Genomic DNA, 18,475 nt, shown 5'->3' on the forward strand with positions numbered 1-18,475 from the left:
GTCCCAGCCCGCCCCGTCCGCCCCGTTGCACCGTTGCCCGGCTGGCATCTCGCGAAAGCGACAGATCCGCGTGGACCATCCGCCACGATCTGTCGCTCTCACGGGTGCGACGGCTGCACGGCTCCGAGATGTGTCGCGTTCGCAGCACACACGACGACCGGTCGGTCAGCGGCCGACGGACCCGCCGTCGGCCGGCGGGGTCAGGGACTCCGCGTCGGGCGTCCAGAGTCCGGGGTCCGGGGTCGGCGGTCGGGGGTCGGCCGTCAGGCGTCAGGCGTCAGGCGTCGGGCGTGAGCGGCACGAGCTGCCGGGTCAGGACCGTCGCCCGCTCGTAGGGGCCGCGCCCGTCCTCGGTGTAGACCGGTTCGTCGAACGCGACGACCCACGCACGTTGGAGTCCGCCGATCTGGTTCCCGCCCGGTGCGACGACGACACCGACCGGGTCGCCCGCCCAACGCTCCCCGCCGCGGTCACCGTTCACCACCTGCACGAGCGCGCCGATACCGACACCGGGCTCGTCGGGACGGGAGGTGGGGGAGCGGCGGCCGAACACCCGCCCACCGTACCGCGGTCGGTACGGAGGCAGCGTCACGACCGTCGCGTCCACCTCCGACGCGCCGGACAGCCCGACGTCGAGGTTCCGCGACGCGCCGTCGACGGATCGCCGAGGTGTCACGTGCCGGGGTGCGGGGGCGCCCAGGTTCCAGAATTCTGGAACCTGAGCGCGCCGGACGCCCACCTCGGGGCCCCCGGGCGCCCTACCCCCGCGCGATCTCCGTGATCGACGAGTGCCCGGTGTCCGGGTGCTTCCGCATCGACAGCAGTCGCTCCATCGAGGGCTCGAGCGCCGTCACCTTGTCGAGCGGCGCACTCACGACGAGCTGGAAGCCCAACCGGAGCCAGGCCGTCACCGCACGCCCGGCGAACTCGGAGTCCGCCTTGATGAACGCCTCGTCGAGGAACACCGGGGCGAACCGCGGCCGGGGCCGGGTCTCGTCGCCGAGCTGGTAGCGCAGGGCGGCGCCGACGATGAACGCCACGAGCTCCTGCGTCTCGCCGCCGGACTTGTCGCCGAGCGACGAGTACACGCCCAGGTCGTTGCCGTCGGTGTCGTACCGGACCGCCGTGATCTCCATGTGCCGACGGACGTCGAGCACGGCGTCGCGCTGCGTCGTCCGACCGCGAGGGGCACCGGGCTCGGGGCGGATGACCGCCATGAAGCGCCGGAGTCGGCGGAAGCGGGTCTCGAGCACGTCGTCGGTCAGCTCGGTGTCGACCGAGGCGGACAGGGCACGGAGTTCCCGGCGGAACGCGGTGACGTCCTCGCGGGTGACCCGGCGGATCTGGATCTTCAGCCGGTCCCGGTTCGCACCGAACGGCAGCTCCCGCAGGATCTCGTTGACCGGTTCGAGCCGCTCCTCGATCTCGACGACGGCCCGGTCGAAGGCGCCCGCGAGCGGCACGAGGTCCTCGCCGCTCCACTGCGACAGCCGCCGACGCCACTCGGTGCGGCGGGCGTGCAGGCCGGTCGCGAGGATCTGGTCGAGGATCGCGTGGTAGTCCGGGTACGACGCGACCCCGGTGCCGAGGTTCGGGTCGGGCCAGGCGTCCTGGTACCGCTGGAAGGTCAGCGTGAGGGCGGTCGACGCGGCGGCCGCCCCGTCGAGCGCCTGGGACAGCCGCTCCTCGAGCCGTCGGCGCAGGCGTCGGGTGGCGTCGTCGAAGCCGTCGATGCCGTCGGGGGCGCCGACCTCGTCGAACGCCTCGGCGAGCAGCCGGTCCTGCTCCTCGTCGGGCACCTGCGTCGGGGCCTCCTCGAAGCGCTCGAGGATCTCGGCCGCGGCGTCCTGGCCGTCGACGAGCACGGCGTGGCGCTCGTCGAGCCGGGTCACGCTGAGCCGCGCGGCGGACCGACGGTCCGCGGCCTCGTCGAGCGAGCGACGCAGCCGGGCGACGGACTCGCGCAGCGTGCGGAGCCCGTCGTCGGCGGCGAGCAGCGCCTGGCGTTCCGCGTCGAGCCGCTCGAGCGACGCCTCGACCCCGGCGACGTCGATCGCGTCCCAGGTGGTGTCGACGAGGTGCTGGTGGGCGGCACGGAGCACGTCGAGCGCGGTGAGGTCCTGCGCGACGTCGGTGCGGCGGGCCTCGAGAGTCGTGAGGTCCTGCGCGATCGCCGTCAGCTCCTGCTCGACGGACGCCTTCCGCGCCTCGTTCGTGAAGCCGATGACGTTCGACTGCCGGCGGTCGCCGTGGGCGCCGCGTCGGCCGTCGCGCAGCTGACCGGAGGGCGTGACCCGTCGTCCGCCGCCACCGAGCTCGGCGGCCGTGTCGACGCAGCGCGCGTCGATGCGGTCCGACTCGATCCGCTCCCGCACCCAGGTGCTGAAGGGGGAGTCCTTGATCGTGAGCTTGCCGGACACCATCGCGGGGTCGCCGTCGAGGTCGAGGTGCGGGCCGGTCGGGACGCCCTCGAACTGCACACGGACGGGCAGGCGGAGCGCGTCGATGGCCTCGCTGAAGTCGGAGAGCCGGTCCTGGTCGACGAGCAGGGTGCGGGCGAGCGGGGCCAGGACGGACTCGATCGCGGTGCGCCACTGCTCCTCACCGGGGAGCACGTCGAGCAGCTCGGCCACGAAGGGCAGCGACGCGGGGTCGATCCCGGCGGCGCGGGCCATCGCGAGCCGTGCCTCGTGCATCGGCAGCGGCATCGCACCCTGGCGGTGCTCGAGCGACTGCCGCTCCTGGCGGAGGGTCCGCTCGCGGTCGAGGAGCGGGTACTCCTCGCGGGTCAGGGCGTCCCGTCGGGCGTCGAGCTCGGCGCGCCGGTCGGCGACCGCTCCGAGGAACTCCCGGGACGAGCGCTGCGCCGCGGCGAACGCGGACTCGTCGTCGAGTGTGAGTCCGAGCGGGGCGGTGCGCTCCTCGAAGGTCGTGCGGGTGCGGGCGACCGCGTCGCGTTCCCGGGTTCGCCGCTCGATGCGGTCCTCGAGCTGGGCGAGCGCGTTGCCGCCCTGGTCGCGCAGACGGCCCTCGGCCTCGCGGAGCTCGATCTCGACCGCACCGTGGCGGGCCTCGGTCGCGGCGACGTCGGCACGCGCGGCGGTGGCCTCGCGACGGTTGCGGGCGACCTCGGCGTCGAGCAGCGCGCGCTTCCGCGACGCCGTCCAGTGCGCGAAGGGTGAGACCTCGGCTCCCGTGGCGATCCCGTCGAGGGCACGGGCGGCGGTCGTCGCACGGTCGATCTCGTCGTGCAGCTCGACGATGGGCGCGAGGATGCGGACCTTGCGCTCCTCGGTGTCCATCGCCTCGTACGCCTCGTCGAGCGCCGAGAAGTGCGCGAGCGCGCGGTCGGCCGCCTCGTACGTCCCGGGGGTCTCGAGCACGAGCGACTTGTACAGCGCGTCGACGGTCGGCAGGTGCTGGCCGGCCTGGATCCGGGCGAGCAGGCGCATCGCCCGATTCCCGCCACCCGAGTCGCCGATGCCCAGACGCGTCTGCAGCGTGTACGCGAGCTCCTGGTAGGTGTCCCGCACGACGAGTCCCGGCACGCGGCCGGTCAGCTCGAGGTGGTGGAAGCGCGACGGCACGAACTCCTCGAGCCGCCGCAGGTCGAAGGTGTCGTCGACGGTCGCCATCGTCATCTGGATGTCGCCGACGCCGCGCGCCCGCTTCGGCACCACGTACGCCCGCAGCACCGTGAAGCGCCGCTCGTCGTCGTTCCGGAACGTCACCGCGACCGCGCCCCACGTGGTCTGGTCGTCGCCGCGCAGGTTCACGTCGCGCAGCGCGCCGGTCTCGGGGTCCCGGCGGGTGTCGACCTTGCCGCGCAGGTACGTCAGCAGGTTGCGCTGGTCGGCACTGCGCGCCCGCCCCGTGGTCGCGTCGTTCGACGCGCCGTTGAACGGCACGTCGGACGGCATCATCACCGCGAGGTACGCGTCCATGAGCGTCGACTTGCCGGTCCCGGAGGCACCGGAGATGAGCGTCGCCGTGCCGGACAGCTCCACGTGGCGGTGGCCGTGGAAGCCGCCCCAGTTCACGACCTGCATCGACTCGGCGCGCCACTGCGCGACCGTGTCGAAGAGCGCGGGCGTCCCGAGGTCGAGGCCGGACAGGCCGGTGGCGGTGTCGGTCATGCGCTCGGCTCGCCTTCGTCGTCGGTGTCGGTCGGGTCGGCCGGGAGGCCCGGGTCGCCGCCGTCGGTCGGCGCACCACCGTCGGTGGTCGCGCCCTGCAGCCAGCGGTCGAGGTCGCGGAGCTGGTCGAGGGGGAGCAGGACCTCGACGACGCTCGCGACGCGGAAGCGGTCCGGGTCGGTGGTCTTCACCAGGATGCGCGAGGTCACGAGGCGGTCGATCGCCTTCGCGACGCGGGACTCGTCACGGGTGCGGTCGGTGGTCGGCGGGAGGAAGCCGGCGACGTGGCCGAGGATCTCGGACCGGTCGACGACCACCTGGTCGAGGCCGGGGCGGGTGTCGGCGCGGAGCCGCATGCGCAGGTAGACGAGGACGATCGTCTCCTCGCGCGTGTACGGGACGTCGCGCAGCAGGGTCGGGAAGGTGCGGCGCTGGCTCTCCGAGCGGGCCTGGCGCTTCCACGCGACCTCGCGCACGCGGTCCACGTGCAGCTCGAGGAACAGGTCGTTGCACCGCGAGCGCAGCTGGTGCTCGCCGTCGGTGATCGCGCGCCACTCGTCGGCGTGCGTCCGGGCACTGACGTAGGTGTTGCGGAGCAGTGCCACGAGCGCGCGTCGCTGCGGTTCGTCGAGCCGGCCCTCGTCGCCCTCGAACAGGGCGAAGGTCGTCTCGTCGCGCTCCTCGTCGACGGTGTCGTCCGCGCCGGACGGGTCGAGGCCGTCGGCGGGACCGGACCGGTCCGCCGGGTCGGCGGGGACCGCGTCGGGGACGTGCGCCGCGTCGCGGTGGTGGGTGTCGTCGTGGTCGGTGACCACCTGGTCGACGGGTGCCGGCGTCGTGTCGCTCACCGTGCCTCCTGGCCGTTGTCGTCGTGCGGGTCGTGGGCCGACGTGCCGGGGAGGGCCGCGGTCGGCATGTGGAAGGTGACCGTCTCGCCGTCGGGACGCACCGTGTGGTGGGCGACCACGTGCGCGGCGGATTCGAAGTCCTCGCGCCCGGTGAGCAGGTGGGCGAGACCGAAGAGCTCGACCGGGCGCCGTTGCTCGGGCGGCAGGGCGTGGAACGCGTCGGCGCTGTCCGGCGCGGCGGAGCGGAGCACGGCGCGCAGCTCGGTGAGGAGCGGACCGCCGTGGCGGCGGAGGCTCTCCACGTCGAGTTCCTCGAAGACGTCGTCGTCCGGTTCCTCGATGGGCGGCGGGACGGCGTCGTCGTCGGGGTCGTGGAAGCGCTCGCGGAGCGTGCCGACCTCGGCGGTCGCGGGCAGCAGGCGGAGGGGGACGCGGTCGCGGGCGGTCCCGCGCTCGATCCAGGCGGCGAGCCCGCGGTTCACCGAACGCAGGACGGCGTCGAGCTCGCGGTCGCGGACGACGTCGTGCGCCACGATCTGGTCGCGGAGCGTGGCGGTGAGCTGCCGGCGCTGGGCGAGGACGTCCTCGATGCCCTGGCGGAGGATCGCGACCGTGTTGCGGAAGGCGCGTCGCTCCCCGGCGCCGAGCGACTCGGCGAAGGGGTGGGCGAGGATCGTGCCGATGTCGTCGCGCAGCCGGAGGAGCAGGCCGTCGTCGCGGAGCAGTTCGAAGGCGCCCTCGAACGCGCGGCCCTCGGGGGTGGCCTGCATGAGGTTGTCGGTGCGCGCGAGGTAGTCGTCGAGGATCTCGCCGATCGGGCGGACCTCCTGCCGGAAGTCCTCGACGATCTCGCGGTGCATCGCCGCCACGGCCTCCTCGACGCGCTTGAAGTCGCTCGGGAGCTGGCGGATGAGGTCCGAGATGTTCGTGTAGCCGTCGCGCATCCGGTCGTCGTCGACCGTCGTGGCCTCCTCGCCGGACAGCAGGCGTTCCCGCTGCGCCTGCAGTTCGGCGATCTGGGCGTCGAGCCGGCGGACCTGTTCCTCGGGGTCCGGCTCGGCGCGGGCGGCCCAGCGGTGCACGGCGTCGACGATCATGGCGAGGCGGCTCTCGCTGATCAGGGCGCGGTCGGCCGAGAGGGCGTCCACCAGGCTCAGGGCCTCGAGCGCGTGGCTCGTCAGCGAGTACTGCTCGTCGCCGTCGGGGGAGTTCGAGCGGACGAGCCACTGCGCCGCGACCCAGTCCCGGCAGAGCGCGCGGCCGTTCGGTCGTGCGTCCGCTTGGTCGCCCTCGCCCTGGTCGCCCGCCGGCACGCGTGCGCCGGTCGCCCGCAGGCGCGCGACGTGTTCCTCGACCTGCAGGTGCATCCGGTCGGCGGGGACGTACTGCACGTCGCGGTCGAACACCGTGCGGAAGACCGCGAGCACCGCGGCGCTGGTGGGGCGGGAGACGAGCCGGAGCGTCGGGCGGTCGAGCACGGCGCGGACGCGTGCGAACTCGAGGTCGACGTCGGTCATGCTGCCTCTCGGGTCGTCGGTCGTCGGGTCGTGGTGGCTCGTGGTTCGCGCGTGTGCGGGCCCGGGCGCTGTCCGGTCCTGACGGAGGGCCGCCAGGGGAAACGAAAAGCCCGGCGCGGTGTGGCGCCGGGCTTCTCGGTGCCGGTGGTGGCCGGCGGGGGTGGGCGATACCAGACTCGAACTGATGACCTCTTCGGTGTGAACGAAGCGCGCTACCAACTGCGCCAATCGCCCCCTGCACTTGCGTGCCAGTCGATAGTAGCGGAAGTCCGGGGCTCCTCCGAACACGGCGCGCAGCCCGGGTGTGGCGCGGGTCTCGGGGGCGGGTTCCCGTCCGTCTGCGTGTCCGCGTGCCCGTCCGGGATGGAGCAGCAASTGTCGGGTCCGCGCTCCCGACCCGACACTTGCTGCTCCATCCCGGCCGCGTGCGGCCCGGCGGGGCGCCCGGGGAAGGGGTCGGGAGGGCTGCGATCCGCGTGAACTCGGGGGACACGCCCGGTGAACGGCGAGGATTTTGGCGGAAGCGCCCGGGTTCGTATAGAGTTCTTCTCGTCGCCGCGACAGCGGAGAGACACGGACTGAACGAGACACGCTCTTCGGAGCAACGCCTCGGTCGAGCCGGATTGCGGATGTGGCGCAGTGGTAGCGCATCACCTTGCCAAGGTGAGGGTCGCGAGTTCGAATCTCGTCATCCGCTCGAGTGTGGGAGTCCCCGGACGACCACGACTCACCAGAGGGTATCCCACCGTTCGGGTACTCACGGAGACGTGAACCTCGATGGTGGGGTGGCCGAGAGGCTAGGCAGCGGCCTGCAAAGCCGTCCACGCGGGTTCGAATCCCGTCCCCACCTCCAGCAACACCCTCCAAGACCATGCACGACTTCGGTCAGCAGGTCTCTGGGCGATTGGCGCAGCGGTAGCGCGCTTCCCTGACACGGAAGAGGTCACTGGTTCGATCCCAGTATCGCCCACAGCAGGAAACCCCCGGATCATCCGATCCGGGGGTTTTCGTGTTCCCGGGTGTTGTTCCGGTTCCCGGGTGTTGTTCCGGCTGAATGCCCGGGCTCCCGGTGTCTCGGCGATCCGTCACGCGTCCCGCGGCCGAGCGCGCGCCGCGGGACGGCGCCGCACGGCCGACCGTCGACCGCCGACCGCCGACCGCCGACCGCCGAGCCGGACGAGCCGGACGAGCCGGACGAGCCGGACGAGCCGGACGAGCCGGGCCGGGCCGGGCCGCGGGACGGACGGCCCAGCCTCACGGGTTGCAGACCTTGCACCACTCCGGCTCGATCGTCCCGGGGGAGCGCGGCACCACCTCCGTCGCGTCGCACACCGCGCACCCGAGCACGTCGGCAGCCACCCCCGCCGACGCGGTCCCGCACCCCGAGCACCGCATGCCGCGCTCGACCCCGATGCGCCCCCAGCCCGCCGAGCGGCACGCCGGGCACGGCCGCGCCAGCCGCTCGGCCATGCGACGGGACAGGTCGGCGATCACCCGTCGACGGGCCGGGTTCGCGTGGGCCCGCAGGTCCGGACCGATGAGCACGGTGCCGTCGTCGGGCGTCACGTCGGCGACCGCTTCGGCGACCGCCGCCGTGACCGCGGCAGCCGAGGTCAGACCCTTGCGGGCGACGGTCATCCCGTCCCGCCGCCAGACGACGACGGCGCGGGTGTCGGGGAAGCCGAACCGGGCGGCGACGGCGAGCGCGTCCCCGGGGTCGCGGAGTGTGACCGCACCCTGCCCGGGTGCGGGGACGACGGCTTCCTCGGTGAGGACCACCTCGCGATCGTCGTCGAGGAACACCAGCAGCTCGTGGTGGCTGCCGGTCGGCCACGCGCTCGTGTACGTGGCCTCGGACGCGAGCGCGAACCGGTGCCCCGTCAGCGCGATGCCGAGTCGTGCCTTGTCGAGTGCCGCCTGCCGAGGCGTGCGCACCCTGGCGGTCTCGCCCGTGAACGTGCCGAACTGGTCGGTGTCGATGTCCTCCGGTGCCACCACGCGCGCGTCGAGGAGCTCGCGGAAGACCTCGGCGGCCTGGTCCTGCTTGCCGTGCCGGGTCGCGAAGACGACGGTGGCGCCACGGTGACGGTCCGCGTCGGTCACTGGAAGTACTGGGAGCGGGACACCCAGGTGTCGGTGATGAACATCACACCGCTCCCGCCCTCGAGCAGTTCGCGGAGCGCCTCGATCAACGGCTCGGCCCGCTCGGCCGGCAGGACCGTGATGGTCATCCCCAGCGCGTCGTGGTCGTTGAACAGGTGCCGCCCGTTGTGCGCTCCGGAGTGGCCGACGCCGGAGACGCCGGCGACGCTGGTGTAGCCGGTCGCGCCGGCCGAGGTGATGAGCTCGTGGACCGCGGTGCTCACGTCCGAGGGCGCGATCACCTCGATGCGGATCATCGTGATGAGGTGGTTCATGAGGGGTTCCTCTCGTCGGTGGTGAAGCCGGCGGCGCGGTACCGCTGCCACGGCTGGTGGGGGTCCTGACGGGCGTGGAGGGAGATCCAGCCCCCGTCGAGCAGGGCGCGGAGCGCGTCGGTGGCCGCGACGATCTGCGCGATCCGGTCGAGCGGTGCCTGGATGAGCACGCTGAGCCGGAGGGGCTCGTGCAGCAGTCGACCGCCGACCGCGACGGACTGCCAGGGCAGGCCGGCCCGCAGGTCCCCGGTGTGCCCGGCGAGCACCCCGAGGTCACCGAGCGGGTTGTGCACGGTCTTGTTGCCGGCTCCGTGCCGCTCGGGGTTGATGGTCGAGAAGTAGTACTGCGCGTTGATCCACTGCGCGACGATGAGCGGCGCCGTCATGATGTTCGTCAGGGCACTGCCGTCCGGGTCGGCGGCGGGGTCGTAGTCGTGCAGGAACGTCCGGCGCTCCAGGTCGACGCCGCGGGTGATCGCCCGCGGCGCGATGATGATCGCCGCGTTGTTCGCGAGGCCCAGCTCCGGGTACATCTCGGACCCGTCGGTCGCGCGACGGCGGACCCGGCGCAGCGACGTCCGCTCGCCCGCACCCGGCAGGTCGCGGGCACGCTCGGCCGTCAGCGCGTCGCCGGCCACGGCGGCGGCGGCGAGCAGCCGGTCGACCGTCTCGCGGTGCGTGTCGGGGACCAGGTGCCGGTCGAGCACGGTGAGCCGGTCGGTCGTGGTCTCGTGCTCGGCGGCCACGAACCACGTCGTGTCCGGGATCGACAGACCACGCTGGGCCAGGCGACGGCGGACGGCGGGGTCGTTGCAGATCGCGGCGGCCGCACGGGCGTTCGCACCGCCGGGGTTGCCGCCGCAGGCACCGCAGTCGAGCGCGGCCCGGTAGGGGTTGTTGACGGTCTCGGTCCGGTGCCCGGTGAGCACGACCAGCGGCGCGAAGCGGGTCAGGCCGGTCATCCGCAGGGCGGCCTCGGCGGCGACGACCCGGTCGTCCAGGGGGATCTGCTCGTAGACGTCCAGGACGGTGTCCGGCGTCGGGATCCGACCTCCGTCACGGTTCCCGGTGACCGGGCGCACGAGGTCCGCCACGAGCGTGCCCCACCCGGACAGCTCCGCCCACCCGAAGGCCGACGCGGGGGTGCTGGCCACCCGCTTGGTCGTCGACCGGACGGCACCGGCGAGGGCCCGGCGGTCGCGGGCGCGACGGGCTGCCGCGGCGTCGACCGCCTGGTCCGTCACCTCGTACCCGGTGCTGAGCAGGGCGGGGTACTGCTCCCGCGGCTGCTGCCCGAACAGCGACGTGTACCGCAGCGGGACGCCGAAGAACCCGGCGAGGCCGAACGTCCGGACGCCGGCGGTCAGCTCGAGGTGCCTGCGGAGGCCCTCGGACCGGGTGTCGATGCAGAACACCATCTGCACGTCGAGGCGCGCCTCCGGTGCCACCGTGTCGGCCGGCCCGCCCCGCGCGATGGTCGCCATCAGTCCGTCGCGGTAGGCCGTCTCCGTCGCGGTCTGCCACACCGTCGTGCGCGTCGCGGGGTCGAGCAGCCGCAGCACCCGGGACACGGCGATGCGTTCGGCCGGCGCAGGTTCGTGCGTCGTGTCGCCCACGCAGAGCCGGAGGGTCCGCTCGACCCAGCCGGCGTCCGGCGCGGCGACCGACACCCTGTCCGACGCCGGAGCAGCGGCATCGACCGCGGGGACGTCCACCACCGCACCGAGGGCGTGCGTGAGGGCCAACCGGCACGCGACCAGGTCGGTCAACGTGGCGTCTCCGGTGTGCTGGGCCCGCCACGCCAGGTGGCTTGCCCACCCGGGCAGTGCGTGGAGCTGGGCGCCGACCACCGCGGCCCGTGACGCCGCCCCGATCCCGTTCGCCCGCAGGACCTCGGCGATCGCGGCCTCGGCGGTGGTCGGCAGTGCGAGCAGGGTGGTCCGGGCGCGCTTCGGCACGGTCCGGTCGTGCCCGGCCAGTTGCCGGAAGCGGTCGAAGAGCCCGGTACCGGGTGCCGGTGCCCAGACCGGGTCGGCCGAGAACCGCGCGAGGGACTGCGACAGGTACTGGTCGACCGGATCGAGGGCGTCGTCCCGCTCGGGGTCCGAGGCCGACGCGGCGTCGACCGGCGGGTGCAGCAGCGCGGCGACCGCGACGTCGAGTGCGGTGGACCGGCGTCCGGCGAGTTCGAGGTCGTCGGCGGTCGTCAGCGCCGGCAACACCTCGGCGACGGCGGTCCGCAGCACGCCGAGGTCGACGTCGCCCTGCAGGTACTCGTGCTCCGGACGGGTCGGGGTCTCGCCGGGCACGGTGTGCAGCGCCTGCATCGGTCGGCGCAGGTGTCCCGAGGCGGGGTTGACCGCGATGAACGAGGTGAGCGGCCAGGTCGGGGTGATCGTCCGCGCGGCACCGGCGACGGCGGCGCGGACCTGGGGTGCGGATGGCTGGGTCATGCGGTCTCCTGGACGGGGCTCGTGGACGTCGGGCGGGCGAGGGTGCTGCGACGCGTGAGCCGCAGGCGCGGGACGGGCGTGCCGGCGACCCGGGCGACCCAGCCGTAGAGCACGGGGTCGCGGGCGATCGGCAGGTGCGGCAGGAGCGACAGGGCGCCGACGACGAGCAGCGGGACGACGAGCACCCAGCCCGGCAGCGGATCGACGGCGGCGGGCACGTCGGACGACACCAGGGCGTCGAGGGCGTGGACGGCGGCCGTGTACACCGCGCTCGCCACGATCACGAGCGGGACCGCGAGCACCCGCACGCCGACGTGCACCCCGCGGTTCGTCAGCACGCTGTGGAGCACGAGCGCGGCGGCGACCCACCCGGAGGCGGCGAGCACGGTGCTCGACAGGGTCGCCGGCCCGGTGGACAGCCACGCCGCGGGGACGATGCCGAGGCCCGGCAGGACGGTGGCCACGACCGCGGCGGCCCGGCGCTGCGCGGCCGGGGCGGGATCGGTCACCGGGGTGGCGAGCGCGCGGCGCTTGTCGTCCACCTGCTCGCCGGCCCGCAGGAACAGCCGCGCCTTGTACATGCCGTGGCCGACCAGGTGGAAGACCGCCGCACCCCAGGCGCCGACGCTCAGCGTCACGAGCATCACGCCCATCTGCGCGGTGGTCGAGGCGACGAGCCGTCCCTTCAGGTCGGCGCGCACCAGGTACCCGGCGGAGCCGACGACCATGCTCGCCGCCCCGCACGCCCCGAGCAGGGCGAGCGCGGCCGGGTGGGCGGTGACCATCGGGGCGAAGCGGATCACGAGGAACGCGGCGGCGTTCACCAGTCCGGCGTGCATCACCGCCGAGACGGGCGTCGGCGCGGCGAGCGTGGTCCGGAGCCAGCCGTCCAGCGGGAACTGCGCGGACCGCGAGACGCACGCGACGACCAGGAGCAGGGCGACCACAGCCGCCGACCAGGCCGGGAGGCGCTCGGTCACCGCCGCCAGGCGCGCCCACTCGACGTCGCCCCGCGCCGTCCCGCTGACGGTCACGACGGCCGCCCAGAGCGCCAGGTCGCCGACGGCGAGCTGCCGCAGGGCTCGCGCGACGCCGTCGCGTGCCTGGCGGGACCGTCGGTAGGTCGCGAGCAGGACGATCAGCGCAGCGCCCGCGACGGTCCACGCGACGGCGAACCACAGCACCGACGGCGCGAGCACCAGACCGACGGCCGCGGCGGTGAGCACGTTCACCCACACCACGAACCGGCGCTGCCCGGTGTCTCCGCGCAGGTGCGCCACCGCGAACCGCTGGATCCACACGCTGAGACCAGCGACGAAGACGGCCGCGAGGACGGCGAACCAGGCCGGCCCGGCACCGGTCGTCCACCGGAGGACGACCGAGCCCACGGCGGCCGCGATGCCGACCGAGCCGACTCCGACTGCGAGTGATGCCGCTCGTGCTGGGGGGATCCCGGGGTGTGCCGCCGCTGCGGCACCGACCAGCCACACCAGGGCTGCCACGAACTCGAGGACCATGAGCGTCCCGCCTTTCCGGATTCGGATTACGTGCTAACCATAACCGGACTTCGATGTCGTGTAACGCAGATCACCTGAGAGGGCGTCGAGGTCTACGCTGGGCCCGTGACGCAGTGGACCTTCCTCACCAACCACGCACACGTGCTGTTGTGCGTGGCGGCGAACCCGGACGCGCGCGTGCGGGAGATCGCGCAGACCGTGGGCGTCACCGAGCGGGCGACGCAGCGGATCCTCACCGAGCTCGAGGACGCCGGCTACCTCACGAAGGCGCGCGACGGTCGGCGGAACCGGTACACGCTGAACCCGGACGCGCGGATGCGGCACCCGATGGACCAGGAACACCACATCGGCGAGCTGGTGACCCTGCTCACGGCGCAGCCGGCTGCGCAGGGGCCGGCCGAGTAGTGCGTCCGGGTGGGGATCGCCGCGCCGACGTCGCAGTGTCGGGCGTCCCGTCGTGAGCCGGCTCCGTGCCTGGTGGCGGTCGGTGGACGAGCAGCCCCGACCGAGCGTCTACGACGCCGGACGGGCGACCATCCCGTACCCGCCCCTCGACCGCAGTGAGCTCGCGCGCTTCCACCGGTGCGAGACGTACCTGCTCCGCGAGGTCGTCGATGCCCGCTCCTGGGGTCGGCAGGTGGATGCTCGCGGTGTGCCGTTCCCGACGAACGGCTGGCTCGTCATGCCGGGGCGGGTGTACTCGGCGCTGATGGACGACACCCGCGGCTCCGGGCCCCGTCGACCGGTCATGGACGCCGTCGTCACCTGGCTCGCCGACGCCGGTGCGCTGCAACCGCTGTCGGAACGGATCCGGGACGACATCGCGGCGTCGAACCTCGAGGAGCGCCGACGGGACGGCGTCGGGTACATCGGCGCCGACCAGCCACGTGACTGGGACCACGACACGTGGCAGGTGGATCCCGACCGGATGCTCGAGGTGTACCCGCACCTCGCCGACGCGAACACCGACTGGGAGCGTGCGGCGGCGCCGTGACCGACGGTGTCGCGCCTCCGACGAGGCCGAGGCGACCACCGACCACTCCTCGTCGCCGGAAGCGACGCGCCGCAGCGGGACGATCTGTCAGGATCGGGGCGGACGGGGACATTCCTGGGTACAGGCCACGACGACCCCAGGGGGAACACCATGCGCCGTCCGATCATCACCGTCACCACCGCACTCGCCGCCGTCGCGGTCCTCTCCGGGTGCACCACCGACACTTCCGGGCCGGTCCCCGACCGGACGACGGCGCGGCCGACCGCGAGCGCGACCCCGACCCCGACGACGTCGGCGCCGTCGGGTACGCAGACGTCCGGCCCCGCCCCGGAGGGCGGGGCCGCTCCCGCTCCGGGCACTTCTGCCGGGCAGCCCGCCAGGTCGGCGCTCGCCCAGCACGTCTTCGACGAGTGCTCCCGCGGGGCGCCTGAGGCAGGTGTCCGGCTGAGCTTCACCGAGCACCCGACGGGGTACCGGGACGACGACGGCAGGTACCAGGTGATCTACCCGTTCACGTTCCTCGACGGGCACGAGGACCCCTGGGCCGTCTACAACTGCACGCTCACGGACGACTCGGTGACGTCCGAGTACGTCGCGAGCGGGCTCTCCGACGCACACTGAGCCGGACGCCGCCAGCAGCGGGCCGTCAGTCCTCGGGCAGCGACCGGACCCAGTCCTCGAACGTCCGCGCGTCGTCCTCGGAGAGGACGGCCGCGGGCGGGACGCCCTCGCCGCCGGCGTGGAGGAACACCGTGCCGTCCGGCAGGTCCGTCGTGACCTCGCCGATGATCGAGTCGGACGAGGCGACGCCGGCGCGGGCCAGGAACATCAGCGGGGCTCCCGGAGCCGAGTCGGCGATCTGCCGCTCGGCGTCGACGAAGGCGGCCAGGTCGGACACCAGGAACGTCGAGGTCGCGCTGCCGGTCCGGACGGAGACCGCGTGCGCGGACCGACGAACGAGGTCGTGCTCGGTCGGGACGGCGGTCACCCCAGAGCCGGTCCACGGCCGGACCTCCGTCGACGCGACCTTGCGGGCGGGACGCGGAGCCGGTCGCTTCGGGAACGCCGCGGTGACCGCGAACGCACCGATCATGACCGCGAAGCCCCACGCCGGGGCGGCGGCGACGTGCACGCGTGCGAGCAGGACGACCCCGGCGACCCATCCGAGCACCGGCAGGAGCGGGAACCACGCCGACGTGCTGTCGCGTCCGAGACGCCAGGCGACCGCGCCGTAGGCGAGCCCGGCGACCGTGGGCAGCCAGAAGTCGAGCGGGTGCGCGGCGATGATCTCGCGGTGCAGGACGACCGTCGCGACGGCGAGGAGGACGGCGAAGGCCCCGTTGAAGAGCTGCGCGGTGCGGCGCTCGCGCTCGCGCCTGGTGAGCGTGGTCATGTTCCCCCGGTGGTGTGCGGCCGGTCGTGTCGGTCCGGCCAGCGGTCAGCGTACGTCGGCGGTGCGCCAGAGCCAGCGAACGCCACGGCCGACCGGCGCGAACACCACGGGGGCGAACAGCAGCGCGGCGACGAGCAACACGAGCAGTGCGAGCGGCGCCGGGAGTGCGAGGGCGACGCCGAGGCTGTCCTGGGGCAGCGCGAGCAGGGCCGGGGTGTACCCGATGCACACCAGGTAGCCGAGTCGGAGCGCCCCGAGGACGGCGAGCAGGATGCCGACCGCCCGTGGCCAGCGGACGGTCCGAGCAGCGACGAGGACCCCGGCGACGGCGACGAGCGCCACGGCGACGAGGAACAGGACCCCGGCGGGGGAGACGAGGACGACACCGCTCGGGTTCGGGAGCTCCCCGCTGAGCGTGCCGAGCGCGATGCCCGCACCGAGGACCATCGTCGGCAGGTCCTTGCGGCGCTGCCCGAGCACGACCGACACCACGGCCAGCACGGCGCCGAGCAGACCGAGCAGGCGGACGGCGGTCGCGGAGACGTCTCCGCCGGCGAGTTCCACGACGGGCGCCACCGCGGTCGCGAGCAGGGCGGCGGTCATGCTCACCGCGGTCGCGCGTGCGGCCGAGCCGTCCCCGCGGGGTCCCGTCTCGCCCGTGCCTGCCGTCTCCGTCATCGCCGTCCCTCCGTCGGTGCCACGACCGTACCGCCCGGGTGGTCGCGGCCGCTGCCCCCACAGCTGCGACCGCGACCAGGCGGGTTCCCCACCTCGACCAGGGTGCTGCAACCGGTCGGCCAGCCGCATCATCCGGAGGGCGGAACGTGCGACGGGCAGTCGTCCGGACCCGACCTCGGCCGGGGCGCGCTCAGGGGTGCCGGACGGGGTGGTAGATCGCGATGGGCGGTGCGGACGGGTCGCCGTCGTCGTGCGCGTCGCCGGTGGCGAGCCAGGTCGTCCCCTCGTGCTCGATCGTCGTCGGCAGGTCGCCGTGGACCAGGATGCGGACCGCTGGCGCGTCGCCGTCGATCAGGTCGACGCCGTGGGCCTCGGTGCCGCCCGGGTTGTCGTGCACGTAGCTCATGGCACCAGTGAACCCGCGGGCCCTGGGAGCGGGGGCCGGTCGGGCCGTTCGCAGCGTTCGGGCTGCCGCGACCGGCCCGGCCGGGTGCGTCCGGCCGCTCGCAGCGTTCGGGTCGCCGCGATCGGCCGGACGGCGGGGTGGGTGGCCCCGGGTGCTGCGCGGGTCTGGCCGACGACGGGCACCGAGGAGACATCCGGAGCCGGAGGCCGTCCGGATTGGTCCCGGTCCGCGCCGTGCGGTTTCCCGCAGTCCCGCAGTCCCGTGGCCCGGGATCGCGCACGATCCTGCTCGGGCCGGTGGTCAGCGGCCACGGGACCCCGGGAGGCGCTCGTCCGTCCGGCGGTCCACGGCACCCAGGGTGCGAGCCGGACGCGCGACGCGCCCGGCACCGCGGGGATGCCGGGGTCTGCGGCCGGGCGCGCTAGAGTGGTGTCGTACGCGGATGTGGCGCAGTGGTAGCGCATCACCTTGCCAAGGTGAGGGTCGCGAGTTCGAATCTCGTCATCCGCTCGGACAGAAGGCCCCGGTCACCGACCGGGGCCTTCGTCGTTGCCGGCGCGGATCAGGTCCGGGGTGCCGGGCCCCGGCACCGATCGGGTCCCGGTGCAGATCCGGTCCCCGGCCCGGATCAGGCCCCGCCGAACCGTTCCGCGCGGACGTCCGACGTGTCGTGGCCGAGCTCCCCGAGCCACCGCAGCACCTGCTCCACGAACGGGGTCGACCCGCAGACGTAGACCAGGGCGCCGGCCTCGGGCGGGAGCACCGACCGCTCCAGGCGGTCCCGGGTCAGGCGTCCCACGGGCTCGTCCGACCCGTCGGGACCGCGGCGGCTGTACACGTGCGTCACCTCGAGCGGAGCGTCGGCACGGCGGGCGTCGTCGAGCTCGGTGCGGAAGAAGACGTCCTCCGGCGTGCGGGTCGCGTACAGCAGGCGGAACGGCTGCGGGTCGTCGGCCTCGGCGTGCGCGACGATCATCGGCAGCAGCGGGACGAACCCCGACCCGCCCGCGACGAGCTGCACCGGGCGCGCCGAACCCGTGGGACGCCAGACGAACCAGCCACCGAGCGGACCGTGTACGTCGAGGCCGTCGCCGACCTCGATCGCGTCGACGAGGAACGGGGAGACCTCGCCGTCGTCGACCCGGTCCACCGCGAGCGTCACGCGCGTGCCGTCGCCGGAGGACGCGATCGAGTACGACCGCGAGGCCTGGTAGCCGTCCTCGGCCGTGAGGCGGAGGTCGAGGTGCTGACCGGGTTCGTTGCCGGGCCACGTCGGTACGTCGAGGACGAGTCGGCGGGCGTTCGGGGTCTCCGGCGCGACGGACGCGACGGTCGCGGCGTGCCAGGCCGGGCGCCTGCGGGCCGTCGCCGACGGGGCGGCGGCGGGGCGGGCCTCCAGACCGGGTGCCGGCGCGTCGGACGGAACGGCCGCGCTCACCAGTACCGCTCTTCCTTCCACGGGTCACCGTGCATGTGGTAGCCGGCGTCCTCCCAGAAGCCGGGCTGGTCGTCGGCCTGCATGACGATCCCGCTGACCCACTTCGCGCTCTTCCAGAAGTACAGGTGGGGGACCAGCAGACGGGCGGGACCGCCGTGCTCGGGCGTCAGGGGAGCGCCGTCGGCCTCGAACGCGATCCACGCCTTGCCGTGCAGCAGGTCGTCGAGCGGGACGTTCGTCGTGTAGCCGCCGGTGCTGTGGACCATGCAGTACCCGAGGGCGGTGTCGACCTCGGCGAAGAGCCGGTCGAGCGGGACACCCCGCCACGCCATGTCGAGCTTCGTCCAGTGCGTCACGCAGTGGATGTCGACGGTGACGTCCTCGACGCCGAGCGCCCGGACCTCGTCCCACGTCCAGGTGCGCAGGCCGGACTCCGTGCGGATCGAGAAGGTCCAGTCGGCCGGCGCGACGTCGGGGGTGGCACCCGCCGAGAGGACGGGCCAGTCGCCGACCAGGGTCTGCCCCGGAGGGATCCGCGCGTCGTCGCGGTCGTCCCGTCGCCGACCGAAGCCGCGGGTGAACGTCGCCATGGGTGCTCCTTCGTCCGGCCGTCGCTCACGATCATGCCGGGTCGGCGGGCGGGACGCACGGGCGGCGCGGCGGGTCGGGCGCGGCGCC

At 73.9% G+C, this 18,475-nt stretch carries 16 protein-coding genes and 5 tRNA genes; 7 read left to right on the top strand and 14 right to left on the bottom strand.

Annotated elements, in window-relative coordinates:
* Positions 1–277: 277 nt before the first annotated feature.
* From BEP24_RS12715 to BEP24_RS12735, 5 genes are all read right to left on the bottom strand, one after another.
* Positions 278–553 (bottom strand): hypothetical protein, encoded by a 276-nt coding sequence (locus tag BEP24_RS12715; RefSeq protein WP_139197471.1) that lies wholly within the window; start codon positions 551–553, stop codon positions 278–280.
* Positions 554–758: 205 nt separating this feature from the next.
* Positions 759–4,136: an SbcC/MukB-like Walker B domain-containing protein gene (locus tag BEP24_RS12720; RefSeq protein ID WP_065963958.1), complete on the bottom strand. Its 3,378-nt coding sequence runs from the start codon at positions 4,134–4,136 to the stop codon at positions 759–761.
* Positions 4,133–4,984, bottom strand: a complete 852-nt coding sequence (locus tag BEP24_RS12725; protein WP_171898812.1) for a DUF4194 domain-containing protein — start codon at positions 4,982–4,984, stop codon at positions 4,133–4,135. The genes BEP24_RS12720 and BEP24_RS12725 overlap by 4 nt, the downstream gene beginning before the upstream one ends.
* Complete coding sequence (locus BEP24_RS12730) at positions 4,981–6,501, bottom strand: DUF3375 family protein (protein ID WP_065963960.1); 1,521 nt, start codon at positions 6,499–6,501, stop codon at positions 4,981–4,983. Before BEP24_RS12730 ends, BEP24_RS12725 begins: the two co-directional genes overlap by 4 nt.
* 161 nt (positions 6,502–6,662) lie before the next feature.
* Positions 6,663–6,735 (bottom strand) — tRNA-Val (locus tag BEP24_RS12735).
* Between the two features lie 391 nt (positions 6,736–7,126).
* Here BEP24_RS12735 and BEP24_RS12740 point away from each other — a divergent pair.
* The 3 genes from BEP24_RS12740 to BEP24_RS12750 all read left to right on the top strand — a co-directional run bounded on the left by BEP24_RS12740 (position 7,127) and on the right by BEP24_RS12750 (position 7,471).
* A tRNA-Gly gene (locus BEP24_RS12740) sits at positions 7,127–7,198 on the top strand.
* An 82-nt stretch (positions 7,199–7,280) separates the two neighbouring features.
* Positions 7,281–7,354, top strand: a tRNA-Cys gene (locus BEP24_RS12745).
* A 45-nt stretch (positions 7,355–7,399) separates the two neighbouring features.
* Positions 7,400–7,471 (top strand) — tRNA-Val (locus tag BEP24_RS12750).
* 284 nt (positions 7,472–7,755) lie between these two features.
* On the opposite strand, the gene BEP24_RS12755 is transcribed toward BEP24_RS12750, so the two are convergent.
* From BEP24_RS12755 to BEP24_RS12770, 4 genes are read right to left on the bottom strand one after another with little or no spacing between them, the layout of a single operon-like run.
* The gene (locus BEP24_RS12755) at positions 7,756–8,604 is read right to left on the bottom strand and encodes a DUF6671 family protein (protein WP_065963963.1); all 849 of its coding nucleotides are present in this window, start codon (positions 8,602–8,604) and stop codon (positions 7,756–7,758) included.
* Entirely contained in the window at positions 8,601–8,918 is a 318-nt protein-coding gene (locus tag BEP24_RS12760; RefSeq protein ID WP_065963965.1) for a DUF190 domain-containing protein, read from the bottom strand. The genes BEP24_RS12755 and BEP24_RS12760 overlap by 4 nt, the downstream gene beginning before the upstream one ends.
* The gene (locus BEP24_RS12765; RefSeq protein ID WP_065963967.1) at positions 8,915–11,371 is read right to left on the bottom strand and encodes a putative inorganic carbon transporter subunit DabA; all 2,457 of its coding nucleotides are present in this window, start codon (positions 11,369–11,371) and stop codon (positions 8,915–8,917) included. Before BEP24_RS12765 ends, BEP24_RS12760 begins: the two co-directional genes overlap by 4 nt.
* Positions 11,368–12,888, bottom strand: a complete 1,521-nt coding sequence (locus tag BEP24_RS12770; RefSeq protein ID WP_065963970.1) for a proton-conducting transporter membrane subunit — start codon at positions 12,886–12,888, stop codon at positions 11,368–11,370. Before BEP24_RS12770 ends, BEP24_RS12765 begins: the two co-directional genes overlap by 4 nt.
* A 105-nt stretch (positions 12,889–12,993) precedes the next feature.
* Between BEP24_RS12770 and BEP24_RS12775 the strand changes: the two genes are divergently transcribed.
* From BEP24_RS12775 to BEP24_RS12785, 3 genes are all read left to right on the top strand, one after another.
* Positions 12,994–13,293, top strand: coding sequence for a winged helix-turn-helix domain-containing protein (locus BEP24_RS12775; RefSeq protein WP_065963973.1), 300 nt, complete (start codon positions 12,994–12,996; stop codon positions 13,291–13,293).
* A 52-nt stretch (positions 13,294–13,345) separates the two neighbouring features.
* Positions 13,346–13,882 carry a hypothetical protein gene (locus BEP24_RS12780; RefSeq protein WP_065963975.1) on the top strand — a complete coding sequence of 179 codons (537 nt, stop codon included), beginning with the start codon at positions 13,346–13,348 and terminating at the stop codon, positions 13,880–13,882.
* A gap of 150 nt (positions 13,883–14,032) precedes the next feature.
* Positions 14,033–14,503: a hypothetical protein gene (locus BEP24_RS12785; protein WP_065963976.1), complete on the top strand. Its 471-nt coding sequence runs from the start codon at positions 14,033–14,035 to the stop codon at positions 14,501–14,503.
* 25 nt (positions 14,504–14,528) lie between these two features.
* Here the strand turns inward: BEP24_RS12785 and BEP24_RS12790 are convergent, their stop codons facing one another.
* The 3 genes from BEP24_RS12790 to BEP24_RS12800 form a co-directional block, all read right to left on the bottom strand.
* Positions 14,529–15,275: a hypothetical protein gene (locus BEP24_RS12790; protein ID WP_065963978.1), complete on the bottom strand. Its 747-nt coding sequence runs from the start codon at positions 15,273–15,275 to the stop codon at positions 14,529–14,531.
* A 45-nt stretch (positions 15,276–15,320) separates the two neighbouring features.
* Entirely contained in the window at positions 15,321–15,953 is a 633-nt protein-coding gene (locus tag BEP24_RS12795) for a hypothetical protein (RefSeq protein WP_065963980.1), read from the bottom strand.
* A gap of 190 nt (positions 15,954–16,143) precedes the next feature.
* A complete protein-coding gene (locus tag BEP24_RS12800) occupies positions 16,144–16,359 on the bottom strand; it encodes a hypothetical protein (RefSeq protein WP_065963981.1) in 216 nt (71 codons plus the stop codon).
* Between the two features lie 438 nt (positions 16,360–16,797).
* Here BEP24_RS12800 and BEP24_RS12805 point away from each other — a divergent pair.
* Positions 16,798–16,869: transfer RNA gene (locus BEP24_RS12805), tRNA-Gly, on the top strand.
* 118 nt (positions 16,870–16,987) lie between these two features.
* Here BEP24_RS12805 and BEP24_RS12810 read toward each other — a convergent pair.
* Both BEP24_RS12810 and BEP24_RS12815 read right to left on the bottom strand, forming a co-directional pair.
* Positions 16,988–17,797 carry an FAD-binding oxidoreductase gene (locus BEP24_RS12810; protein WP_253181683.1) on the bottom strand — a complete coding sequence of 270 codons (810 nt, stop codon included), beginning with the start codon at positions 17,795–17,797 and terminating at the stop codon, positions 16,988–16,990.
* Positions 17,794–18,387 (bottom strand): molybdopterin-dependent oxidoreductase, encoded by a 594-nt coding sequence (locus tag BEP24_RS12815; RefSeq protein ID WP_065963982.1) that lies wholly within the window; start codon positions 18,385–18,387, stop codon positions 17,794–17,796. Before BEP24_RS12815 ends, BEP24_RS12810 begins: the two co-directional genes overlap by 4 nt.
* Positions 18,388–18,475: the final 88 nt, after the last annotated feature.

The sequence above is a fragment of the Curtobacterium sp. UCD-KPL2560 genome (assembly GCF_001705035.1).
In the GTDB taxonomy this organism is placed as follows: domain Bacteria; phylum Actinomycetota; class Actinomycetes; order Actinomycetales; family Microbacteriaceae; genus Curtobacterium.